At 36.0% G+C, this 15,828-nt stretch carries 15 protein-coding genes and 1 other annotated feature; of the genes, 1 reads left to right on the top strand and 14 read right to left on the bottom strand.

Translation table 11 applies throughout. The annotated features are described in order from the left end of the window. The 11 genes from glyQ to I580_RS03600 form a co-directional block, all read right to left on the bottom strand. Positions 1-909: a glycine--tRNA ligase subunit alpha gene (gene glyQ, locus I580_RS03650; protein ID WP_010772661.1), complete on the bottom strand. Its 909-nt coding sequence runs from the start codon at positions 907-909 to the stop codon at positions 1-3. Positions 910-997: 88 nt separating this feature from the next. Then, positions 998-1,165: a binding site (T-box leader), on the bottom strand. A gap of 227 nt (positions 1,166-1,392) precedes the next feature. Next, positions 1,393-2,214, bottom strand: coding sequence for a DNA repair protein RecO (gene recO, locus I580_RS03645; protein ID WP_010772662.1), 822 nt, complete (start codon positions 2,212-2,214; stop codon positions 1,393-1,395). A gap of 93 nt (positions 2,215-2,307) precedes the next feature. Then, entirely contained in the window at positions 2,308-3,210 is a 903-nt protein-coding gene (gene era, locus I580_RS03640) for a GTPase Era (RefSeq protein WP_010772663.1), read from the bottom strand. Positions 3,211-3,222: 12 nt separating this feature from the next. Next, entirely contained in the window at positions 3,223-3,630 is a 408-nt protein-coding gene (locus tag I580_RS03635; protein WP_010772664.1) for a diacylglycerol kinase family protein, read from the bottom strand. After that, a complete protein-coding gene (gene ybeY, locus I580_RS03630; RefSeq protein WP_010772665.1) occupies positions 3,608-4,084 on the bottom strand; it encodes an rRNA maturation RNase YbeY in 477 nt (158 codons plus the stop codon). Before ybeY ends, I580_RS03635 begins: the two co-directional genes overlap by 23 nt. Then, on the bottom strand, positions 4,084-6,282 hold the full coding sequence (locus I580_RS03625) for an HD family phosphohydrolase (protein WP_010772666.1): 2,199 nt from the start codon (positions 6,280-6,282) through the stop codon (positions 4,084-4,086). The genes ybeY and I580_RS03625 overlap by 1 nt, the downstream gene beginning before the upstream one ends. A 32-nt stretch (positions 6,283-6,314) precedes the next feature. Then, on the bottom strand, positions 6,315-7,283 hold the full coding sequence (locus tag I580_RS03620) for a PhoH family protein (protein ID WP_010772667.1): 969 nt from the start codon (positions 7,281-7,283) through the stop codon (positions 6,315-6,317). A 363-nt stretch (positions 7,284-7,646) separates the two neighbouring features. Next, positions 7,647-10,139: a hypothetical protein gene (locus I580_RS03615; RefSeq protein WP_010772668.1), complete on the bottom strand. Its 2,493-nt coding sequence runs from the start codon at positions 10,137-10,139 to the stop codon at positions 7,647-7,649. Between the two features lie 168 nt (positions 10,140-10,307). After that, positions 10,308-10,760 (bottom strand): GatB/YqeY domain-containing protein, encoded by a 453-nt coding sequence (locus tag I580_RS03610; protein WP_010772669.1) that lies wholly within the window; start codon positions 10,758-10,760, stop codon positions 10,308-10,310. Between the two features lie 25 nt (positions 10,761-10,785). Beyond that, a complete protein-coding gene (gene rpsU / locus I580_RS03605) occupies positions 10,786-10,962 on the bottom strand; it encodes a 30S ribosomal protein S21 (RefSeq protein ID WP_002356740.1) in 177 nt (58 codons plus the stop codon). 207 nt (positions 10,963-11,169) lie between these two features. Then, complete coding sequence (locus tag I580_RS03600; protein WP_010772670.1) at positions 11,170-11,598, bottom strand: Fur family transcriptional regulator; 429 nt, start codon at positions 11,596-11,598, stop codon at positions 11,170-11,172. Between the two features lie 98 nt (positions 11,599-11,696). Here I580_RS03600 and I580_RS03595 point away from each other — a divergent pair, with 98 nt between their 5' ends. Then, complete coding sequence (locus tag I580_RS03595; protein WP_010772671.1) at positions 11,697-12,554, top strand: pyruvate, water dikinase regulatory protein; 858 nt, start codon at positions 11,697-11,699, stop codon at positions 12,552-12,554. A gap of 53 nt (positions 12,555-12,607) precedes the next feature. Here the strand turns inward: I580_RS03595 and thrB are convergent, their stop codons facing one another. Genes thrB through I580_RS03580 form a run of 3 tightly spaced genes read right to left on the bottom strand, consistent with a single transcriptional unit; the run spans position 12,608 to position 15,819 of the window. Next, positions 12,608-13,471 carry a homoserine kinase gene (thrB, locus tag I580_RS03590; protein ID WP_010772672.1) on the bottom strand — a complete coding sequence of 288 codons (864 nt, stop codon included), beginning with the start codon at positions 13,469-13,471 and terminating at the stop codon, positions 12,608-12,610. Then, on the bottom strand, positions 13,468-14,526 hold the full coding sequence (thrC, locus tag I580_RS03585; RefSeq protein WP_010772673.1) for a threonine synthase: 1,059 nt from the start codon (positions 14,524-14,526) through the stop codon (positions 13,468-13,470). The genes thrB and thrC overlap by 4 nt, the downstream gene beginning before the upstream one ends. A gap of 3 nt (positions 14,527-14,529) precedes the next feature. Further along, positions 14,530-15,819: a homoserine dehydrogenase gene (locus I580_RS03580; protein WP_010772674.1), complete on the bottom strand. Its 1,290-nt coding sequence runs from the start codon at positions 15,817-15,819 to the stop codon at positions 14,530-14,532. Positions 15,820-15,828 lie beyond the last annotated feature (9 nt).

Genomic DNA, 15,828 nt, shown 5'->3' with positions numbered 1-15,828 from the left:
TTATTTCGCCTCCTTAGTAGTTTGATTCTCTTTGTTTAAAAGTGGGAATCCTAGTTTTTCACGTTCTGCAACAAAAATTTTCGCTACAGCTTTTGCCATATTTCTGATACGAGCTAAATACCCAGCACGCTCTGTTACAGAGACTGCGCCACGAGCATCTAACAAGTTGAACGTATGGCTGCATTTTAAAATATAATCATACGCTGGATGTACCAAGCTTTCATCAATACAACGTTTTGCTTCTTTTTCAAATTTATCAAAGTTTTCTAATAGCATTTCTTGATTGCTCACTTCAAATGAATATTTTGAATGCTCATATTCAGGCTGATTGAAAATTTCGCCATATTTAACCCCTTGTGTCCATTCTAAATCGTAAACACTCTCTACTTCTTGAATATAAGACGCCAGTCGTTCGATTCCGTAAGTGATTTCAGACGTAACTGGATGACAAGCCAAACCTCCTACTTGCTGGAAATACGTGAATTGAGTAATTTCCATACCATCAAGCCAAACTTCCCAGCCTAAACCAGCACACCCCATTGAAGGATTCTCCCAGTTATCTTCAACAAAACGAATATCATGCGCTAAAGGATCGATTCCTAACAATTCCAAACTCTCTAAATATAATTCTTGAATATTTTCAGGAGATGGTTTCATCACAACTTGAAATTGATGATGTTGATATAGACGGTTCGGATTCTCTCCATACCGTCCATCTGCGGGTCTTCTTGATGGTTCTACATAAGCGGCATTCCAAGGTTCCGGTCCGATTGCGCGTAAAAAAGTATACGGACTCATTGTTCCTGCCCCTTTTTCTGTGTCGTAGGCTTGCATTAGCATACACCCATTTGACGACCAGAATTTTTGCAACGTTAAAATCATTTCTTGTACAGTAAGTTTCTTGTCCATTATGTTCCTCCTTAAATTTAAAAACGTGCCAACCCTAATCAACTTAACCAGAAATCAGCAAACAAAAAGTCCCTATGCCTCCAAGAGACATAGGGACGAATAATCGCGGTTCCACCCTACTTCCGATATAAACAATCGGCAGCTTCGTTTAAACATACTCAAAAGTGCCCTTCAAAAGTTGCGTGTATCTGGCTCCCACTTTCCCAGATTCGCTGTAACAGCAGTTCTTTCTACTCTTCTTTTTCAACGTATTTATTTAATTACTCTTTATGATAAGCGTAGTTTAATAAGAAGTCAAATAATTTTTTTAGTTTCAAATATCTTTTGGAAAAATTGTTCTTTTCATTCAAAAATCATGGTTCATTTTTGATGCCTTTTTGTTTCTACAAATTCGTAAAATCTAGCTTGTGAAAAAAATACGATTAGTCACTGGATTCTCCTCTTGAATAAGTAATGGTGTTGAAGTCAGTGATATATCGTACTTTACTCCTTTAAGATAGGGTCTGTCTGGTCTTCCACGTCATCCTTTTTCTCTCGCTTCGACAACTTCAATGTATCTTCCCAATTTTTCATTTGATCGATAAATTTCTTACTTTTCAAATGAATTCCAACATATTCATCATATAATTCATCGATTGTTTGTCGAATCGCAGTTTTTGTCTCCGATTTTACATTGATATCCTGAACTTTGTCATATGAAATTCCAGAAAAAAGGCGAATAAAATGGATTGCTCTAGGATCCGCATGGTAACGATGATTGTCAAGATGCCAATGTCGTTCACACAAAACACCACTGTATTTTGAAGAATAATCAAACTTCCCTTGCCTTTCCTCGCATACCACACAATGTGTCCATTCTGGTGAAATACCAAAACGATTCAACAGTTGAATTTCAAAAATATTCGTAATGATTTCTGCATCTTTTTTTTCATTCAACAAACCTAATGCTTGTTGGACAAAATGATATAAGTTAGGATCATAAGTCCGATCTTCAATAGCTGCATCAACTAAATTCAAAATATACGTCGCATAAGCATTGATAAAAATATCTTCTTGAATCATTCGAAGCGGATGTGCTTCTTTACTTCCATTTAAAAAAGATAGCCCGTCTTCTCTAAAATCGCCAATATAAACAGCTTCCGTAAAAGGCAAAATAGCAGGACCGATCGGATTATTTTTGCGATGCGCTCCTTTAACAAAAAACATCATTTTACCAAAGGATTCCGTAAATATCTTGACCAATTTATCCTTTTCTTTATAATCCTTGGTAAATAAAATAATTCCTTTGGTTTCTCCTAAGGTCATGTTCTCGCCTCCATTATCTTCTAGTCTATTTTAGCAGAGATACAAGTAAAAGAACAATCCTGCAATAGCACAGAATTGTTCCTTCGTTTCTCATTAATAATCGTCTTTGCGGTAACCGAAATCTTGTAAATGAACTTTTTTATCGCGCCAGTCTTTTTGGACTTTTACCCAAAGTTCTAAGTATACTTTATCGTCAAGCAAATGTTCAATATCTTGTCGAGCTTTGGTGCCGATTTGTTTCAGCATCTTACCACCCTTGCCAATGATGATTCCTTTTTGGCTATCACGTTCAACGATAATGGTTGCTTGAATACGGACTTTATCATTTTCGTCACGTTTCATTGAGTCGACAACAACTGCAACAGAATGAGGGATTTCATCTCTTGTAAGTAATAATACCTTTTCACGTACTAATTCAGAAACAATAAAATACTCTGGGTGATCTGTCACTTGATCGTCAGGGAAATACTGTGGCCCTTCTGGCATTTGATCCACTAAAACATCCATCAAACGATCAACGTTATTTCCTTCAGTCGCAGAAATCGGAACAACTTCCGCAAATTCCATTTGGCTTGCATAATCTTCAATAATACCTAAAAGTTGATCTGGATGAACTGTATCGATTTTATTGATCACAAGATAAACAGGGCTGGTCATTGCTTTAAGGCGTTCGATGATAAAGTCATCCCCTTTACCTCTTTTTTGATCCGCACTAATCATAAATAGTGTTGCATCCACTTCACGAAGCGCGCTATAAGCCGTTTCTACCATAAAATCACCTAAACGATGTTTTGGTTTGTGAATTCCTGGCGTATCAATGAAAACAATTTGGGCTTCAGGAACAGTATAAATCCCTTGGATTTTATTTCTAGTTGTTTGAGCTTTATCACTCATAATCGCAATTTTTTGTCCGACAATTCGATTCAATAAAGTAGATTTACCAACGTTAGGTCTACCTACAATCGCCACAAATCCGGATTTATGTGCTTCAGTCATTGTTTCTCTCCTCTATAAATAATCTTGTAGTAGTTGCCAAATTTTTGGGACAAACAACAGCATTCCAACGATTATCGCAAAACCTGTCGTCAAGAGAACTGCGCCTGCAGCCATATCTTTGACTTTTTTTCCTATTGGATGAAAATGACAGTCAGTAACCATATCAACGACATTTTCAAATACGGTGTTAATAATTTCAGTCACAAGTACTAGGAAAATAGCTAACAGAAGCCACAACCACTCTGAGACAGCTAAGCGGAAAATAAAACCAATTATAATCGCTACAATTCCCATACAGACATGTGTCCGCATATTGCGTTCTTCTTCAAACACTGTCTTAATCCCTTGCATGGCAAACTCTAACGATGTAATAAAGTGTTTATTCTTCGCTGTCCGTTTATCTTTTGAGTCCATAGGCATCTAAAATCTCTTTCTGTAAGCCAAACATCTCTTTTTCATCTTCAGGTTCCATATGATCATAGCCATTTAAGTGTAAAAAGCCATGTACTGCCAAAAAGCCTAATTCACGTTCAAACGAATGCCCATATTCTGCTGCTTGTTCTACAGCTCGTTCAGTCGATATCATAATATCACCAAGATTTCTAGGAAAAGCTTCCGTTTCATCATCAAATATAATCGGTAACTCGTCTTCGCCTTCATCTTCCAATGCAAAACTAATTACATCTGTCGGTGTATCTTTACCACGATACTCTCTATTGATTACTTGAATACCAGCATTGTCCAAAAACGTAACAGACATTTCTGTATCTTTGGTTATTTTTAGAACATCAGCCGCAAACTGCAACAGATTTTCTACTTCTTCTATATTTTCTTTTGATAGATTATTTGTTTCATCAATGAATGAAATGTCCATTAGTCATCTCTCTTTTCTTGTTCGTCTTTCATTTCTTCTGCTTCTGATTTCATTTTTGGATATTTGATTCTCGAATGGAATGTACTACATAAACCACTAACTAATGACTTTTCAACAATCCTAATCTCCTTCATAGTTAATCCACAATCATCTAATTGACCATCAGAAATTCGATCTTGGATAACATTATGAACAAACGCTTGGATTTTTTCATTCGTCGGATGGTCCATTGCACGAACAGCAGCCTCACATGTATCAGCGATACTAACAATCCCAGCCTCTCTTGTTTGAGGTTTAGGACCAGGATAACGAAAATCTGCTTCAGATATCTCTGAGTTACGCTCTTTGGCTTTAACATAGAAAAATTTCATCAAGGTTGTTCCGTGATGCTGACGACAAATATCAATAACCATTTCTGGCATATGATAATCTTCCAATATTTTAGCTCCATCAATGACATGACCAAAGATAATTTGTTTGCTATCTTCCGGTAACAAGAAATTATGCGGATTTTCTGCTCCTGCCGGTAAATTTTCGACAAAGAAATTCGCGTGTTTGATTTTACCAATATCATGATAATAACAAGCTACTCGAGTCAATAATGAACGCCCGCCAATTTCAGCAACTGCATTTGCACTCAAACTAGCTACCATCATGCTATGATGATAAGTACCAGGTGCTTCTTCAAGTAACTGTTTTAATAATGGATGATTTGGATTGCTCAGCTCATTTAAAACAATCACACTATCGTCCGTTACTAATAATTCAATATAGGGATGGAGACCCATCGTAGCAAGAAAAGCCAACACAGTTCCAGCTAAAGCACAAATCATCATCGTCCATGATTTACCATCAAAAAAGCTCATTCCTTGATACACCATTAAAACAAAATCCAAACAAACTGGGAAAATGATTACCCAAAATACAGCAACCAATCCTTGCTCACTTATGCGTGTTCGTTTAACCACTGTCGCCAAAAGACCAGAAAACATGTAACTAACGAGAATAACAGTCAGTGTATTTGTACCTATGGCGTTATAAAACACGAACAATGAAAAAATCACTTGAAAAACAGCAGCTAAAACGCCTGCTCGTCTACTTACAAAATAATTTAATACTAGCGGTGTAAATGCCGCGGGGAAGAACAACGAGATATACGTCATCTGCTCTGTTTGGAAAATCTGGAAAAACTTCATCAATACAACACTCAAAGACATTGCACCAACATAAAATAAAACAAAATGTCTCCGTCTGCCCTCTTCTGTCACTTGTTTAGTGAAAAACAATAAAACAAAAACTTGCAATATAATTGCTAGTGCTAGAGCGGCCATCGGAAATAGTGAAGTACTTTGATTCGTCATACCTAAAAGCTCAAGTTTCTCCATCGCCTTACTATCAATTTGAGTACCTTCACGAACAATGATTTCACCTTGATAAATCATCGAAGGCGGCACAGCATCCATAGCATTTTGACGCATTTCTTTCGTTTTTTTATCGTTGGCAAAGTCATTTGCTACGATACCTTCATTCACAATATAGCGAATTTCCTGCTGCATCACGCCCGTCACATCAAGAAATTGAATTTTCTCAATAGCACTTTGACGAATCGTATCCACATCCGCTTCACGAACATGATCTTTCATTTTTTCATCTATAATCTTTAGACTTTCAATTTTCACTTGTTGAATCTGACTTGCGTCTAATGAAAATATATTTTGATAAAATACATTTGGAAATTTTTGATAAAACGCAACTTCGTCTTGATCCAGCGATTCAAATTGCGCTTTTAAGCTCGCAACTCTTTCTTCAATCGTCGGTTTTGGAATTGTTTCGTCTTTTTTTGACTTCGCAACTTTTTCTTGATATTCTTTGTCAATTTTTTCATTTGCCGTAATAATCAATTTAAAGAGCTTCTCAATTCGCTTATGTTGAACATCAGCTGTTTCTTCTTGATAAATGTACTCTGGTGTAACAGCTTCCGCGGCTAGCTTTTTCTTTTGGGCCGTTTCATACGTATTCTCAACGTTTTTATTCGCCCTAATAGTATTTTCAGCAAGTTGTCCTTCTTTTATTTCTACTTTCTTTTGATGGACACTTCCGAACATAATAATAAATAAAAAACAGGAAAATATTAGCAAAAGTATTGGAATATAAGCTTTGCCTAATTTATCACGCAATTTTAATAACGAGTATTTCAACGGAATTTTCACTCCTTTCCGCAAGTGTAGAACTATTTTTGACTTTCATTTTCATAGGCTCGAATAATCTGAGCAACTACCGGATGTCTTACAACATCTCCAGCATCAAAATGAACAAACGCAATCTTATCGATTGATTGTAAGGTTTTTTCCGCATGAATCAATCCACTCACAACACCCTTAGGCAAATCGATTTGACTTGTATCGCCATTGACAATCATTCGTGAGTTAAAACCAAGTCTTGTCAAAAACATTTTCATTTGAGCAACGGTCGTATTTTGTGCTTCATCCAAAATGACAAAAGCATCATCTAATGTTCGACCTCTCATGTATGCTAATGGCGCAATTTCGATCACACCGCGTTCCATTAATCGATTCGTATGATCCATTCCAAACACTTGGTATAAGGCATCGTAAACTGGACGAAGGTACGGATCAACTTTTTCTTTTAAATCACCAGGTAAAAAACCCAAGCTTTCACCCGCTTCAACAGCAGGGCGCGTTAATATAATTTTTTGGACCTCACCTTTTTTTAATGCTGACACAGCCATAACAACTGCTAAAAACGTCTTACCTGTTCCAGCAGGACCGACCCCGAAAATAATATCACGTTTTCTTACTGCATCTATATATTTTTTTTGACCCCTATTTTTGATCCTAATTGCTCTACCATGGTGATCCTTTAAAATCTCTTCTTCATACATTGCAACAAATGTATCTAATTCCCCGCTCTTCGCCATTTTCAAAGCAGAAACAACATCTGGCGTGCTGATTTTAATCCCACGTTGAATCAAAACTTGCAAAGTTCTTAGAACAGAAGCAACCAATTGTACTTCTGATTCCTCCCCTAACAATTGAATCATTTCTCCCCGTGTGTTGATCGTTACGGTTGTATTTTCTTCTAAATATTTTATATGTTTATCATGGGTTCCTAAAAGCATACTCACATCATCAGAATCATTTAGCTTTAATTCCAAAGATATTGACTGATTTTCTGTCAAAAAACGCCCATCTCCTTTATTTTTTCATTCTTTACAATCATACCATATTATTTATTGATTAAAAAGAAGTAGGTCAAGATAAAAAACTTTGCGAAGGATGTATTCGCTATGGTTACACTATTAGTCTTCGGTCTGATTCAAAGACTCATGTAAAATCCTGTTTCAACTCTGTTCAACACATTATTCTCGAATAAATGGAGTCCGTAGAGTCATTCTATTGCGAAATAAGCCGGCATTCACAAAAAATTGAAGAACAATTTCGTGAATGCCGGCTTATCTCTAGAGACTAGAATACGTCTGAATCAGTTTCTTGCTTTATCATCGATCTAGTAAGGTTCTTAATATCTTCTTAATTCTTTATCTTTATGGCGCGTTTTCAAGGGTAAATTCTAATGTCGCTTGATAGTCACCATTTCGGGCAATCGCTAATTTCGATTGATTCAATTCTAATAACATCCCCGTGTCCGCTGACCAACTCTTTGTTGTTTCATTTGGTAAATCATTGGTACTCTTTAAAATAGGATAATTTTCACTATTTATAATAACCGGCTCACTTGTAGTCGTATCTTTAAAAATTAGAATATCTTTTAATACACGCTTTTGACCATTTTCTTCAAAAGAAAAATCATCTTTAATTCGCATTGAAAGTTGCCAGTCTGATCGAACAGTATTATTTCTTTGATCTTCGACTGTTACTTTCCATTGATTATTTCTTCTAGCAATTATTTGTTTTTTCTTTGACTGTTTCGGTACATTTTCAAATTCTAACAAATTGGGAATAGTGAGAGATAAATTCCCGCTAGGTATATAGTTTACTTTGACTGAGAGTGTTTCAGATAAACTTCCGCTGGAGACTTTGATTTTATAACTCTTTTCCTCAAGTTTAGTACTATCCCAAGCATCTAACAATTCAACGGTATAAATATCTTTTACATCTTTTCCATCAATCTGAACATCTTTCACCCATTTTTTTATCTTCTCAGCAGTTGGCTGATTATCACCTAAATAATTAGTTTGATTAATAGCTGTTGCACTTAATACTGAATAAAATGTAGTATTCAGTTTCCCATAAGCAGTGTCATTATCACCTAATCCTGGATACTTCGTGTTAAGCTCAGACTTTGATTTAAATTTCACTTTAAAAGACTTTGATCCGGAGGTACTACTATCATAATCCTCTATAGTCGTATCAAACTTGCTTGAGTCGATGGCTTCTAACTTTGTATCCTCATCATAGACATAAACCTTATTGTCAAATAGCTTAGCTGATGGTGCTACTGTATTTACTGGCTGATTCTCCCAAGTAACATCTTCAGCAACTAATTTATATTTAGGTTTTCTGTAATAATATTTAACTGTTTGAGCAGAGGTTTTAAAAACCCCATCAATTGGAGTCGTCGTAATTTTTGTTCCATCTAAGGTAGCGTAATCTAAAACATAACCATCTGAGTATGATTTTAGTTGGGTAGACCAAGAACGACCTAAACTAGTAGCCGAAATATCAAATGACTCATCTTTTGTCTGATCTTTATAATACTCTACGGTTACTGGTTTGGGTTCTCCAGTGTTCTCAGTACTTAATCCACTACTAGCAATTGGTCCTGTTTCCACCCATAGAGATTTTATTTCTGCCCAACCAACTTTTTCTTTAGGTAATTTTAACCGCAAACTAACAGTAGCTAATCCAGTTGTACCTCCAATCTCCCTTTCAACATAAATATCTTTCCATTTTTGGTTATCTGATATACCCTTTTGGACATTCCCACCATTTCCAGAGAAATATTTCCAGTTGTGTATTCGAGCTTCAACTTCTTCAGCATTAGCTCCATTTCCAGGCAAACGATAAGACATACCAAATCTTAAAAATGTCTTCGGTTCTACTACTACATTTTGCGCGAGTACAACGCCTAGATCACTTTTATTCATTGCATTTTCTGTATTATAATCAAAATATAAAGTTTTGTTATTTTCATCATACTTTGGACTAGTTAATTCCCCTAAATTATCATTATGGGTAGGATTATTGACAGTATATTTTTTTTTTAACACATTTTTAAAATCCCATTCGTTAATATTATTATTCAGCTCTAAGGGTATAGCCTCCCATTTTTGCGTGGTATCAGAAGCCTGAGGTGCTGGACCAATAGGACTTGCTCCTAACTGAAACCCCCAAGTACCAATAAACATATACCATCCTGGAATATTCGTCGTATTATTGCCATAATAAAAGTAAGGGTTATTCAGTAAAATTTTACTAGAGCTCAGATTACTGTACATTCTCGCATTATAATCCAATTTCGTTTCAGAAGTGATAGTCATCACATCAGATATGAACCCATGCAATAGTTCCCCTGTATTAGCTGTCGTCTCCTTGTCTATCCCACTATAAGCTGGTGGTTCAACATAACCTGCTGGCACAGAAACCACTCTAAAACGAAAGGCTAAATTATCCTCTTTTCCACCTTTTTCCTTAATTAGTTTTACTAATGTTTCCGGCAATACAATTTGACCATTCGAATCTGTTTTCATAGTACTTTCGTTATTAAAAGTTGTCCATGTCCCGTTATTCATCTTGCTTTGCAATATAACCCCAACATCTTCCAAAGGTTTTCCATAATTGTCTGTTTCAGTTAACGTTATTGCAATCTCATTTTCTGTTGTATTCCTACTGTCTATGTTTTGATTTTTTTTTTGTTTAGAATCCCTTATGTATTGAGTATTCTTTTCTGAAACAGTTGTCTCCTGATTATCAGATCCTGATGCTGCTATTCTTGTGATTGTCCTATTCAAAATCATACCGAATATTAAAAACATGCCAAACACTACAAAAAACTTAACAAATATTTTTCTTCTCATTTTTTCCTCCAAATAAAAAAAATTAACGAAATAATTATAACATTTATTTCATAAAAATACCATTTATTTTTTATTATTATTTAATTCCATCTTCTGAAGATCACATTAGACGACACTTCAACAAGAAAGAGAATAAGAAAACCAGCAGATAAATATCTGCTGGTTGCCTTATTCTCTCTCTTGTAATAACTCTTTTACAATTGTGTTAACCTGATTTCCGTCTGCTTTACCTTTCAGTTGAGGCATCACAGCAGCCATGACTTTACCAAATTCCTTCGATGAAGTCGCTCCGGTCTGATCAATTACCCTTTGAACAATCTGACGAATCTCTTCATCAGACAGTTGCTTAGGCATATATTTTTCAACAATTGTGATTTCGATTTTTACTTTGTCAGCAAGATCGTCACGTCCCGCTTTTTCAAACTCTGATAAAGAGTCTCTACGTTGTTTCATCTCACGAGATAAAACTGATAGCTCTTCTTCCCCGTCCAAATCACGGTTCGTTTTAATCTGCTCATTCTGAATGGCTGCTTTCAACATACGAAGAACAGATAAAGTATCTTTATCTTTTGACTTCATAGCTGTTTTGATATCATCATTCAATGTTGTTAGTAATGACATACAACCAACTCCAATTCATCGAAAACTAGAATTTTTTACGTTTTCTAGCTGCTTCAGATTTTTTCTTACGCTTTACACTTGGTTTTTCGTAGAATTCACGTTTACGAGATTCTTGTAAAGTACCCGCTTTTGAAACGGAACGTTTGAAGCGACGAAGAGCATCGTCAAGAGATTCGTTTTTACGAACGACAGTTTTTGACATGTTAATTCCCTCCCTCCGAGCTTAAAAAGTAACCGTTTTTTATATTTATGAATTGTTACACATAAATAAAATACCGTTCTTTTTACATTATATCGAATGGTTATTTTAACGTCAACCTTTGTATTGAAAAAATGCATAAAAAAGTGCCAAAATGAGTAAAGTTTTACACACATATGCAATATTCATGATTTTTTCTGAAAAAAATGGTTATCTGCAGTCCTCGCAACGACCAAAAATCTCAAATCGATGTCCTTCGATTTCACACCCACTCAATTGTTCTTTAAAAAAATCCATCGGGCACATATGAATTTCTTTTGTCTTTCCACAAACCGTACAAATAAAATGATGATGATGTCCTACTTCTTGACAACAATGAAATCGAAATTTTTTCTCGCCATTTAAATCAGTTGTCTCTAATAAATCCAATGTTTGGAAATCATGTAAATTCCGATAAATAGTATCGTAACTGACACCTTGATATTCTTCGTTCATAAATTCATAGACTTCTCTAGCAGAAATATAACGATTTCTTCTAATAAGATATGTAATCATGGCCTCTCTTTTTTTTGTATATTTTAAGCCATGTTTTTTCATCACAGCTAGCGACTGCTCTACTTGGGAATTCCCTTTTGTCATTTGATTACCTCCAATACTTAAATCAGAACCATTACGAATAAGATTTATGAAGGTATGGTATAATAAATTTATAAAAAAAGCAAGAGAGGAATCAAACTATGACGACAAATGAACCCAAAAAATGTGTAACGATTTTTGTTATTTCTGACTCTGCTGGTGAAACAGCTTCAAAATTAGCAGCAGCTTCTATGGCTCAATACCCTACTGTAGACTTTTCTTTATTTAGACGAACATTTGCTAAAGAAGAAGATAAATTAAGAAAAGCACTTGAAGATGCCAAACGTGAAAATGCCATGGTTTTACATACGATCGTCAATGATCGTTTGGTAAAGATTGCAAACGATTTTTTTGAAAAGCATGATATGTATCACTTTGATATACTAACGCCACCAGTTGCTGAAATCGAACGACTTACTGGCGTTGCTCCCACAAGAGAACCTGGAGCGCTGCATCATTTGAATGAAAATTATTTTAAACGGATCGAAGCAATGGAATTTGCTGTAAAATATGATGACGGGAAAGATCCAAGGGGATTCTTGGAAGCAGATGTGTTGTTATTAGGGGTTTCTAGAACCTCAAAAACGCCTCTTAGTTTGTTTTTAGCCAATAAAAATTTAAAAGTGGCAAATTTGCCATTGATTCCTGAAGCTCACTTACCAAAACAATTATGGGAAACGAATCCAAAAAAAATCGTGGGATTGACGAATGATCCCGATATCTTGAATGGTATTCGAAAGGAACGGATGAGAACATACGGACTACCAGCTGACACTTCCTATTCAGATATTGAAAAAATCAGAAAAGAATTGGCTTTCGCTAATGATTTATATGAAAAACTTGGTTGTGTTGTGATCAACGTCGCTTCTTTATCCATTGAGGAAACAGCTTCAATGATTTTAAATGCGTTGAATTTAGAAGATCATAGTTATTATGCGACCGAATCACCTGAAGCTTAATTATAGTAAAAAACTAAGTGCCGTGAGATATTCTCTACAAGGCACTTAGTTTTTTAAAACACTTGAATTCCTTCTTGATCAATCGACATAACATTGATTGCTGCCGAAATTGGTAATTTTTCCAATTCTTGAACCATTTGATCCGTTTTTTCTTCTGGAGTTAAAATTAGAACTGTTGGACCTGCTCCACTTAAAAATGCTCCGTAAGCTCCGATTTTCTGACTAAGATTTCGGATCTGATCTAGATGTGGAACTAATTTTTTACGATAAGCTTCATGCCAGCGATCTTTTTCCATCATAAGTCCAGCCAAAGGTAAGTTGCCATTTAAAATCGCAGCTATCATTACATTTGCTATCGAACTTGCTTGTACCGCTTCTTTATAAGGAATGGAAGCTGGCAACACACTTCGACTTTCAGATGTCAATAAATGAACATCAGGAATATAGGCGATTACATCACACAGTGGAAAGTGATGTTTTACAGAATATACTTGACCATCAACATAACTGGCCACGACAAAATCTCCACATATAGCAGGAGCCACATTATCTGGATGTCCTTCCATTTCAGTCGCTATCTGTACTTTCTCTTTTTGAGATAAATTCAAATTGCCTAAGCGATTCGCTAGTTCAATGCCGCCCACAATCACGCTAGAGCTACTACCTAATCCTCTAGCTAAGGGAATATCAGACGTCATTTTCAAAACTTTCGGTGACAAATCAGGAGCTAATTTTAATGCTGTTTGAATCAATAAATTAGTCGAATCACTTGGAATATCAGAACCTAATGTATGCACGATTTTCCATTCTTTTGCCTCTTCTAACACTTCTATATTCAGATATTGTGACAAAGCAATACCACATGAGTCAAAACCCGGACCTAGATTTGCACTGGTTGCGGGAATTCTTATTTTCATAGTTCTGACACTCCATTACGTAAATGCATCCGCATTTCTTCTAAATCACTCATTTTAGAGATTTTTACTTCAGTTGCATTGATTGCTGTATCAGGATCTTTCAATCCATTTCCAGTGAAAACAGCTACAACGGTTTCACCTTGTTTGATTTTCCCACTTTTCACATGTTGAATTACACCAGCTAAAGAAGCAGCTGATCCTGGTTCTACAAATACACCGTCTTGAGCCGCAACTTTACGATAAGCGTTTAAAATTTCTTCGTCTGTAACAGAATCGATATGTCCTTTGGATTCATCACGTGCAGCTTCAGCCAATTTCCAGCTTGCTGGATTTCCGATTCGAATTGCTGTGGCAATCGTTTCAGGTTGCTCGATCACTTCACCTTTTACGATCGCAGCAGCGCCTTCTGCTTCAAATCCATGCATTCTTGGTAGAAGGGTTCCTTTTTTATCATGCCATTCTTTAAATCCTTTCCAATAAGCAGAAATATTCCCAGCATTCCCGACTGGAATCGCTAAAACATCTGGCGCTTGTCCCAGTTGTTCACAGACTTCAAAAGCCGCTGTTTTTTGACCTTCCAAACGATAAGGATTAACTGAATTCACAAGAGCAACAGCTTCTGTTTTAGCAATATCACGTACAGCCTTTAATGCTTCATCGAAATTCCCTGGAATCGAGATGATATCTGCACCATAAATGATTGCTTGGGCTAGTTTGCCCATCGCAATTTTGCCGTCAGGAATAACAACGTATGCTTTTACACCAGCTCTTGTAGCATAAGCTGCCGCCGCTGCACTTGTATTACCTGTAGAAGCACATACAATTGCCTTGGCTCCTTCTTCAACGGCTTTAGCAACTGCCATAACCATTCCACGGTCTTTAAATGACCCAGTTGGATTTAGACCTTCATATTTTCCATATAAAGTGATTCCTAGTTCTTTTGACAAACTATGCAACGGAATTAATGGTGTATTTCCTTCTGCTAATGAAATCATGGGTGTTTGATCTGTGATAGGTAGATAATCTTTATATTGCTTTAATAATCCTTCGTACATCTTTTAGTCCTCCAATACTTTAAATGTATTTAATAATTCAAATTCATCCGTTGCTTCGATTTCTTTGATTACTCGTTTTAGTTGTTCTTTTGTAATTGTATGGGTGATTGCAACAATTCTTGCTCTCGTTCCGTCGGATTTTTGTTGAACTAATTGATCAAAGCTAACATTTGCTTCAGTCATTATCTGTGTTAATCTTAAAATTTGGCCGCGACGGTCTGGTACTTCGATTGAGAAATAATATTTTCCTGAAATCGTAGCATCTTCTGCCAATTTAGTATCGTGTTGATAAGCATTAAACATGTGCCCTGTTGTGCCTAATCGGATATTTTTAGCAATCGTAATAATATCACTAACTACACTTGTCGCAGTTGGTTTGGCTCCTGCTCCTGGTCCATAATACATCGATTCACCAACACCAGAGCTTTCAATAAATACTGCATTAAATTCATTACGAACTGATGCGATTGGGTGCGATTTTGCTACAAGCATCGGTCCGACCTCAACTGCGATACTACCTTCTTGATTTTCGGAAGAACCAATCAATTTTACTTCATACCCTAATTGAGCTGCCATTTCAACGTCGTCTAAAGATAAACCTCGAATGCCACGCGTATCAACTTGATCTAATCGAATATTCATCCCAAAGGCAAACTGACTTAAAATTACCATTTTATACGCTGCATCAATACCATCCACATCATTCGTTGGATCAGATTCAGCAAACCCTAATTCTTGTGCTTCTTTTAATGCTAGATCATATGATTTTTTCTCAGACACCATTTGCGTCAACATATAATTAGTTGTGCCATTTACAATTCCTAATACTTTTTGGATGTTATCGGCAGCCAAACTATTTGCAATCGTCCGCAAAATAGGAATACCGCCAGCAACGCTTGCTTCATAATAAAGATCACAGTGATTTTTTTGTGCTAAAGCCACAAGTTCACTACCATGCTGAGCTAACAGGTCTTTATTTGCAGTTACGATATGTTTACCATTTTCTAGTGCTTTGGTAATGAAGGTTTTTGCTGGTTCTACTTTTCCAATTAATTCTACAATTATCTTGATCTCATCATCGTTGATAATATCCTCAATCGTTGTTGTGAGTTGAATATCAAATTTCTCAGCTAGACGTCTTTTTTCCTCTTCGTCACGCACTAAGGCTTTTGAGATAGTGATTTCCATCCCTGTCACTTGTGAAATCTTCTCTTGATGTTCTTGTAAAATTGTTGGAACACCAGACCCTACTGTCCCAAGTCCAAGTAACCCAATCTTCAATTTTTCCTTCATTCTTCTTCC

Source organism: Enterococcus caccae ATCC BAA-1240, from assembly GCF_000407145.1.
GTDB classification, from domain to species: Bacteria; Bacillota; Bacilli; order Lactobacillales; family Enterococcaceae; genus Enterococcus_L; species Enterococcus_L caccae.
The sequence above is the reverse complement of the archived record's forward strand: the minus strand, read 5'-3'. Positions and strand labels throughout refer to the sequence as shown.

Excerpts from the sequence above, each read along its gene's own strand:
- glyQ (WP_010772661.1), bottom strand. The coding sequence starts at position 909 with ATGGACAAGAAACTTACTGTACAAGAAATGATTTTAACGTTGCAAAAA.
- recO (WP_010772662.1), bottom strand. The coding sequence starts at position 2,214 with ATGACCTTAGGAGAAACCAAAGGAATTATTTTATTTACCAAGGATTAT.
- era (WP_010772663.1), bottom strand. The coding sequence starts at position 3,210 with ATGACTGAAGCACATAAATCCGGATTTGTGGCGATTGTAGGTAGACCT.
- I580_RS03635 (WP_010772664.1), bottom strand. The coding sequence starts at position 3,630 with ATGCCTATGGACTCAAAAGATAAACGGACAGCGAAGAATAAACACTTT.
- ybeY (WP_010772665.1), bottom strand. The coding sequence starts at position 4,084 with ATGGACATTTCATTCATTGATGAAACAAATAATCTATCAAAAGAAAAT.
- I580_RS03615 (WP_010772668.1), bottom strand. The coding sequence starts at position 10,139 with ATGAGAAGAAAAATATTTGTTAAGTTTTTTGTAGTGTTTGGCATGTTT.
- I580_RS03610 (WP_010772669.1), bottom strand. The coding sequence starts at position 10,760 with ATGTCATTACTAACAACATTGAATGATGATATCAAAACAGCTATGAAG.
- rpsU (WP_002356740.1), bottom strand. The coding sequence starts at position 10,962 with ATGTCAAAAACTGTCGTTCGTAAAAACGAATCTCTTGACGATGCTCTT.
- I580_RS03600 (WP_010772670.1), bottom strand. The coding sequence starts at position 11,598 with ATGACAAAAGGGAATTCCCAAGTAGAGCAGTCGCTAGCTGTGATGAAA.
- I580_RS03595 (WP_010772671.1), top strand. The coding sequence starts at position 11,697 with ATGACGACAAATGAACCCAAAAAATGTGTAACGATTTTTGTTATTTCT.
- thrB (WP_010772672.1), bottom strand. The coding sequence starts at position 13,471 with ATGAAAATAAGAATTCCCGCAACCAGTGCAAATCTAGGTCCGGGTTTT.
- thrC (WP_010772673.1), bottom strand. The coding sequence starts at position 14,526 with ATGTACGAAGGATTATTAAAGCAATATAAAGATTATCTACCTATCACA.
- I580_RS03580 (WP_010772674.1), bottom strand. The coding sequence starts at position 15,819 with ATGAAGGAAAAATTGAAGATTGGGTTACTTGGACTTGGGACAGTAGGG.